8 protein-coding genes are annotated in these 7,223 nt (G+C 73.1%); 3 read left to right on the forward strand and 5 right to left on the reverse strand.

Translation table 11 applies throughout. The annotated features are described in order from the left end of the window. Positions 1–3 precede the first annotated feature (3 nt). On the forward strand, positions 4–171 hold the full coding sequence (locus ABYE80_RS14710; protein ID WP_372791047.1) for a winged helix-turn-helix domain-containing protein: 168 nt from the start codon (positions 4–6) through the stop codon (positions 169–171). Continuing rightward, positions 161–1,405, forward strand: coding sequence for a sensor histidine kinase (locus ABYE80_RS14715; protein WP_372791040.1), 1,245 nt, complete (start codon positions 161–163; stop codon positions 1,403–1,405). Before ABYE80_RS14710 ends, ABYE80_RS14715 begins: the two co-directional genes overlap by 11 nt. A 79-nt stretch (positions 1,406–1,484) precedes the next feature. Here ABYE80_RS14715 and ABYE80_RS14720 read toward each other — a convergent pair whose 3' ends face one another. The 3 genes from ABYE80_RS14720 to ABYE80_RS14730 are packed head-to-tail and all read right to left on the reverse strand — an operon-like array spanning position 1,485 to position 4,650. Then, a complete protein-coding gene (locus tag ABYE80_RS14720; protein WP_372791041.1) occupies positions 1,485–2,105 on the reverse strand; it encodes a TetR/AcrR family transcriptional regulator in 621 nt (206 codons plus the stop codon). Beyond that, positions 2,102–3,016 (reverse strand): crotonase/enoyl-CoA hydratase family protein, encoded by a 915-nt coding sequence (locus ABYE80_RS14725; RefSeq protein ID WP_372791042.1) that lies wholly within the window; start codon positions 3,014–3,016, stop codon positions 2,102–2,104. Before ABYE80_RS14725 ends, ABYE80_RS14720 begins: the two co-directional genes overlap by 4 nt. Beyond that, on the reverse strand, positions 3,013–4,650 hold the full coding sequence (locus ABYE80_RS14730) for an acyl-CoA dehydrogenase family protein (RefSeq protein ID WP_372791043.1): 1,638 nt from the start codon (positions 4,648–4,650) through the stop codon (positions 3,013–3,015). Before ABYE80_RS14730 ends, ABYE80_RS14725 begins: the two co-directional genes overlap by 4 nt. A gap of 186 nt (positions 4,651–4,836) precedes the next feature. On the opposite strand from ABYE80_RS14730, the gene ABYE80_RS14735 reads away from it, so the two are divergent. Continuing rightward, a complete protein-coding gene (locus tag ABYE80_RS14735; RefSeq protein ID WP_372791044.1) occupies positions 4,837–5,676 on the forward strand; it encodes an aldo/keto reductase in 840 nt (279 codons plus the stop codon). A gap of 13 nt (positions 5,677–5,689) precedes the next feature. Here the strand turns inward: ABYE80_RS14735 and ABYE80_RS14740 are convergent, their stop codons facing one another. Together ABYE80_RS14740 and ABYE80_RS14745 are read right to left on the reverse strand one after the other, a co-directional pair. Further along, positions 5,690–6,136, reverse strand: coding sequence for an SRPBCC family protein (locus tag ABYE80_RS14740; RefSeq protein ID WP_372791045.1), 447 nt, complete (start codon positions 6,134–6,136; stop codon positions 5,690–5,692). 22 nt (positions 6,137–6,158) lie between these two features. Then, positions 6,159–7,223 (reverse strand): SDR family NAD(P)-dependent oxidoreductase (locus tag ABYE80_RS14745; RefSeq protein WP_372791046.1); only part of this gene is annotated, 1,065 nt, incomplete at its 5' end.

Here is a 7,223-nt window from a genome sequence, read left to right on the forward strand (position 1 = left end):
GCCCTGCTCGAGCACTGCTGGGACCACGCGGCCGAACCGAGCTCCAACGTCGTCGACGTCCACATCCGCGCCCTGCGACGCAAGCTCGGCGCGGGCATCGTCGAGACGGTCCGCGGTGCCGGGTACCGCGCCGCGGACCGCCCTTCGGCCAGGACGTCCCATGACGCCTGAAGCGCTGCGCCGGCTCCGGCGCCGACTGCTGGCGCTGCTCGCCGTCGCGGTCGCGGTGGCGATCGCCGTGCCGGTCGCGTTGCTCGTCGCCGAGACCTCCGACCGCCGTCACGAGCAGCTCGACACGCGGGTGCTCACCGCGGTCCGCGACGTCGCGAGCGTCGTGGGTGAGTCAGCCGACACCGACGGCGAGGTCGACGTCGAGACGTACACGCAGACGCCGCGGGCGCCCGAGACGCCGCTCACGGCCGTTGCGGACGCCGACGGCGAGTACGTCGCCGGCGACCGCACCGTCCCGGCGGCCCTGCTGCGCCTCGCGGTCCGCCGGGCCCGCGGCGAGCGGGAGGACCCGGTCACCGCGCCCTCCCCCGACGGCGACGTCCGGCTCGCGGCCGTCGAGCTCCAGGGGGAGGACGGGCCGATCGGCACGGCGCTGGGGTACGCGCCGGTCGCGCCGGTGCGGGACGACGTCCGGGCGGTCGTGGTGCGCGCCGCCGCCGCGTCGCTGGCGGGCTGGCTGCTCGTGTGCGGGGCGGCGTTCATGCTGATCGGACGGGCGCTGCGCCCCGCGGGCGTCTCCGTGGCGCGGGAGCAGGCCTTCCTGGCCGACGCCGCCCACGAGCTGCGGACACCGTGGGCGGTCGTGCGCGGCCGCGTCGAGCAGGCGCAGCGGGACGGCGTCCGCGACGAGGACCTCCAGGTGCTGGCGCAGACGGCGACCCAGGCGGGCGACACGATCACCGACATGCTGGAGCTCGCTCGGCTCGACGCCGGGCGGGGCCTCGGCGACGTCGAGCCGCTGCGGCTCGACGCGCTCGTCGCCACCTGCGTCGACGAACGCGCCGAGCACGCGCGGCGGCGGGCGGTCCGGGTCACCGCCGAGCTCGACGAGGACGTCCGCGTCCGGGGCGACGTGCGCCTCCTATCGCGGGCGGTCGGGAACCTGCTCGACAACGCCCTCACCCATGGTGGTGCCGGGGGGACGTTGCGGGTCAGCGTCCGGCGGGCGGGGGACGCCGCGATCGTCGTCGTCCAGGACAGCGGCCCGGGGGTCCCCCCAGGCCAGGCCGACCGGATCTTCGACCGGTTCCAGCGCGGCTCCGGCGCAGCGGCCGGAGGCGCCGGGCTCGGGCTGCCGATCGCCAAGCTCGTCGCGGAGGCCCACGGCGGAACGCTCATCGCCCAGGGTGACGGGCCCGGCGCGCGGTTCGTCCTGACGCTCGACGCGCTCTGACCTCTGCGGGAGGGCCGGCGCTCCCGGACCGCGGCCCGGACTTGGTGTGCCCGTCGCGCGGGCGGCAGACCTGCGGCGGCTACGGCCCAGGCGCACCGACGGCCCGCCGCGCGAACGCGCGGATCGCGGCGACGACCTGCTCGGGCGGCGGCGGGTCCGCGGCCACGGGCGACGTGGGACCCACGAGCGCGTCCGCAGCCCCACCCACGAGCGCCGCCGCGACGATGTCCACGTCCTGCGGCGGCAGCTCCCCCGCGGCGATGCCCTCGCGCAGGAGCGCCGCGAGATCCCGCGCGTATGCGCGCCGGTAGGCGAGCCGCTCGACGTCGACGACGGGATCGACGGGCTCCGCGATCAGCGCCCAGGCCAGCCGCGGGCGCCGCAGGGCCCGCTCCGCGAACCGCCCGATCACGGCCTCGATGCGATCCGCGGCGCTTGCCCCCGCGACCGCCTCCCCGGCGGAGGCCGCGGCGGCCACCTCCGCGTCGCACACCGCGCGGAACAGCTCGGCGAACAGCTCGCCCTTGGACGGGAAGTGGCGGTACAGCGTGCCTGCCGCGACGCCGGCGCGCTCGGCGATCGCGAGCACCGACGCGGCGCCGTACCCGCCCTCGACCGTCAGCTCGCGCGCAGCGAGCAGCAGGCGCTCACGCGTCCCGGCCGCGGCGCCGGACGAGGGGGCTGCAGCGGTGCCGCTCATCCCTTGAACGTGCTGGACCCGACGTCCCCGAACGGCTCGTCGCGCTCGCGGACCGCTTGGCGGAACCCGGCCTCCGCCGCGCGTTGCTGGAAGGCGTACCCCTCCTTGGTGTGCCGGGTGATGCCGTCGAACACGGTGCCGAGCAGCTGGGTCTGGTGCAGACCCTGCGCGTAGAGCTGCTGGTTGGTCAGCAGCTTCATCATCTGCAGCTGGTTGACCGGGTTGCGGGCGATCCGGTCGACGAGGATCTCGGTGCGCTCGTCGAGCTGCGCCGCCGGCGGCGCCTCGATCGCCAGGCCCCACTCGAGGGCCTCCGAGCCGCTCAAGGAGTCCCCCGTGAACAGCAGGCGCTTGGCCCGCTGCGGGCCAAGCCGGTAGGCCCACATCGAGGTCGTCGGCGAGCCCCAGACGCGCGCGGGCGGGTAGCCGATCTTCGCGTCCTGGGCGATCACCAGCAGGTCGCTGCACAGCGCCATGTCGGTCCCCCCGGCCACGCAGAAGCCGTGCACCTTGCAGACGACCGGCTTGGAGCAGTGGAACAGCGACATGAAGGCGCGGACGTTGCGGCTCATCATCGCGTGATCGACCATCGGGTCCCACGTGCCGGCCGGGTCGTGGTTCATCGCCATGACCATCGGGTCGAGCGGGGATCCCGGCGGAGGCGCCGTGGGCTCGACGCCCATCCTCCCCGCCCCTTCGGCGGACTCGACGAGGTCGTACCCGCCGCAGAACCCCTTGCCGTTACCGGCCAGCACGATCACGTGCACCCCGGGGTCGAGATCCGCCTGTTCCACGCAGCGCTCGAGCTCGGTGACCAGGCTCCGGGTGATGCCGTTGCCGCGATCCGGGCGGTCGAGCGTGATGCGCGCGACGCGGTCCGCCACCTCGTAGGTCATCGTCGAGAGGGTCATGCCGGCAGGGCCCGGTCGACGATCGAGCGCGCGTCGACACCGGCGGGGAGCGTGCCGTAGACGCGCCCGCCCCCGCCCAGCCGCCCGGCGCAGTACGCATCGGCCACCGCGGCCGGCGCGTGGCGGACCAGCAGGCTCGCCTGGAGCGCGACGGCGAGGTCCTCGACCAGCGCCCGCGCCGTGAACTGGGCGGTGCTCAAGCGCTGATCCACCGGAGTGGGATCCGCCGGGTCGAACAGGCTCTCCGTGCGGTGTCGAACCGCGGCGAGGTGCGCATCGAGTCGCGCGTCCGCGCCTGCGGCGAGATCACATTCGGCGAGGAAGGCGGGCAGACCCTCGGGCTCCTTGGCCATGGCGCGCAGGACGTCGAGCGCCGAGACGTTGCCCGACCCCTCCCAGATCGACGACAGCGGAGCGTCGCGGTACAGCTGCGGCATGCCGGAGTCCTCGACGTACCCGTTGCCGCCGAGGCACTCGAGCGCCTCCCCGGCGTGCGCGCCCGCGCGCTTGCAGACCCAGTACTTCATGACCGCGGTGGCGAAGCGGCGGAAGGCCGGTTCGTCGGTGTCGTAGCTGCGCGCGACCCGCAGCGCGGACGCCGTCGCGGCCTCGGACTCGATCGCGAGATCGGCGAGCACGTTGACCATCGCGGGTTGATCGACCAGCCGGGCGCCGAAGGCCGACCGGTGGCGGGCGTGGTGGACCGCCTCCGTCAGACCACGGCGCATCGACGCGGCCGAGCCGATGAGGCAGTCCAGGCGGGTGTGGTTGACCATCCGGATGATCGCGGGCACACCGCGACCCTCCTCGCCGACCAGATCCCCCACGATGCCGCGGAACTCGACCTCCGACGACGGCAGCGAGCGCGTGCCGAGCTTGTCCTTGAGGCGCTGGAACTCCATGCCCGGCCCGCGCTCCACGAGGAAGCACGAGAGCCCGGCGGGCGCCTGGGCGAGCACGAGGAACACGTCGCACGGTGGGTAGGAGCAGAACCACTTGTGCCCCGTGATGGCGTAGCGCCCGTCGCCGAGCGGCTCGGCACGGGTCGTGTTGGCGCGGACGTCCGAGCCGCCCTGCTTCTCCGTCATCGCCATGCCGGCGAGCGCGCCGCGGTCGTAGTCGGCCATGGTGAGCCGCTGCTCCCAGCGGTCGGCGAGGTGCGGGGCTCCGTCGCGGAGGGCGGGGATGGCGGCGTAGGTCATCGAGATCGGGCAGGTGACCCCGCCGCTGGCCTGGGCCCAGAGGCCGAAGGTCGCCGCGCGGACGACGTGGCCGCCGCCACGCTCCTCCCGCCACGGGAGCGCGTGCACCTCGCGCTCGATGCCGCCACGCAGCAGCCAGTGCCACGACGGGTCGAGCTCGACCTCGTCCACGCGGTGCCCGTAGCGGTCGTGCGTGCGCAGGATCGGCTCGTTGCGCTCGGCGCGTCGCAGATGACTGTGGGCCTCCGTGCTTCCGGCCACCGCGCCGATGTCGCGTGCGCGGTCGACGCCCCAGGCGCCCCCCTCGCGTTCGAGGCCCTCCTGCAGCGCGTGGTCGAGCTCGAACAGGTTGACGTCGAGCAGCGGCGGGACCTGGTTGCTCACCTCGTGCGTTGCCGGCGCGAGCGACGGGACGGCGGGGACGGTGGCCATGGGTTCTCCTCGGGGCAAGGTTGGGTGAATCGAGATTCACCGTAGTGAATCCGGATTCACCACGTCAAGCCCGTCGGTTCTCTCGCGCCCCACGGCCTCCGCCCCAGCCGTCTCCGGGCTCCGCCGTTGCCCGATGCCACACGGCGCCACCGTTTCCCCCATCCCACCGTCGGGCATGCTCCCGGCATGACCTCCGCGACCCAGGTTCCGACCATCCCCCTGCGCGACGACGTCGCCATCCCGCAGTTCGGGCTCGGCGTCTGGGAGATCCCGGCGGGGGACACGACCGAGGTCGTCACCCGAGCCCTGCAGGGCGGCTACCGCCACATCGACACCGCCAAGGTCTACGGCAACGAGGCCCAGGTGGGAGCCGCGTTCCGCGCCAGCGGCCTGGAGCGCGACGAGGTGTTCATCACGACCAAGTGCTGGAACGACGACCAGGGGTTCGACAAGACCAAGCGCGCGCTCAAGGACAGCCTGGGCCGGCTGGAGCTGCCGTACGTCGACCTGTACCTGATCCACTGGCCGGCCCCCAGCCAGGACCGCTACGTCGACACGTGGAAGGCCTTCATCGAACTGCAGCAGGAGGGCCTGACGCGATCGATCGGCGTCTCGAACTTCCAGCCCGACCACCTCCACCGGCTGATCGAGGAGACCGGGGTCACGCCCGCGATCAACCAGATCGAACTGCACCCCCGACTGCAGCAGGCCGGCCTGCGCCGCGAGCACGAGGATCTCGGGATCATCACGGAGGCGTGGAGCCCGCTCGGCAAGGGCAGGAGCTTCCAGGACGAGACGATCCAGGCGATCGCGCAGGACCACCGGAAGACGCCGGCCCAGGTGATCCTGCGCTGGCACGTGCAGCTCGGCAACGTGGTCTTCCCGCGCTCGGTCCGACCCGAGCGCCTCGAGGAGAACATCGACGTGTTCGACTTCCACCTCTCCGAGCGCGAGATGGACGCCATCGCCGCGCTCGACGCCGGTGAGCGCACCGGCCCGGACCCGGACGTCTTCGTGCGTCCGTGACGCGCGAGCGCCGCTACTGCTTCTCGACGTAGCCCTTCAGCTTCTCGGGCATGCTCTCGACGATCTGCTGGCGCAGGACGCCGACGAGCGGACCGCGGATGAGCATGCCCAGGGTGCGCCCGAAGTCGACCTCCATGTGGATGGTCGCGCGCGTGCGGTCACCGCCGAGGTCCTCGAACTCCCAGCGACCTTCGATGGACTTCAGCGCGCCCTTCTCCTGACGCCAGGTGAGGCCGGTCGGGCCGTTGTAGTCGAAGCGCATGATCACGTCGACGGTCTTGACCTTGAGGTCGGTCGCCATGTTGACCTTGGTCTCCTGCCCCGCGGCGTCGGTCTCGAGGACCTCCGCGTCCTTGATCTCCGGCTGCCACTCCGGCGCGATGCTCGGCTTGGCAGCGATCTCGTAGACGGTGGCGATGGGGGCGTCGATCTCGACGCTCGCGGTTCCGGTGAGGGCCATGACGAGACCCTAACCGGCACGGCTACCAGGGCGCGACCGCGTAGTCCTTGAGGAACACGCCGTGCAGATCCTCGCCCGCCTCACCGCGCACGATCGGGTCGTAGACACGTGCCGCCCCGTCGACGAGGTCCAGCGGGGCGTGGAACCCGTCGTCGGCGAGGCGCGCCTTCGTCGGGTGCGGCCGCTCGTCGGTGATCCAGCCGGTGTCGACGGCGGTCATCAAGATCCCGTCCTGCTCCAGCATCTCGCGCGCGCTGGTCCGCGTGAGCATGTTGAGGGCCGCCTTGGCCATGTTGGTGTGCGGGTGCCCAGGCCCCTTGTACCCCCGCGCGAACTGGCCCTCCATCGCGCTCACGTTCACCACGTAGGAGCGTCGGGACGCCGATGCCGCGAGGGCAGGACGTAGACGCCCGACCAGGATGAACGGCGCCGTCATGTTGCACAGCTGGACCTCGAGGAGCTCCATGGGGTCGACCTCCTCGACCTTCTGGCTCCAGCTGTTGTGCTCGTGCAGATCTGGGACCAGCCCACCCGCGTCGATCGCGGTGCCTGCGGCGACCCGCGCGGTCGTGGCGGAGCGGGCCGCGAGCGCGAGTTCGACCAGGGAGTGGGGCGTCGGCGCCCAGTGCCCTTCCTCGGCGCCAGGAAGCACGGCGACCCCGGTGTCGTCCGCACGGCCGAGGTGCACGACCTCGGGGAGCGGGCCGGCGGGCAGCGGCTCGCGTTCCGCGGCCACGAGGGGTGCGTAGGCGCCCGGTGAACGGCGCACGGTCTGGCACGCGTTGTTGATGAGGACGTCGAGCGCCCCCTGGGCGGCCACGCTGTCGGCGAGTGCCACCACCTGCGCCGGGTCGCGGAGGTCGATCCCGACGATCTTCAGTCGGTGCAGCCAGTCCTCGCAGTCCGGCATCGCCGCGAACCGGCGGACGGCGTCGGCCGGGAACCGCGTGGTGATCGTCGTGTGGGCCCCGTCGCGGAGCAGCCGCAACGCGATGTACATGCCGATCTTCGCCCGCCCACCGGTGAGGAGCGCGCGGCGCCCGTGGAGGTCGGTCCGCGCGTCACGGCGCGCGTGGTTGAAGGCCGC

It is taken from the genome of Paraconexibacter sp. (genome assembly GCF_041602235.1).
Lineage (GTDB): Bacteria > Actinomycetota > Thermoleophilia > Solirubrobacterales > Solirubrobacteraceae > Paraconexibacter.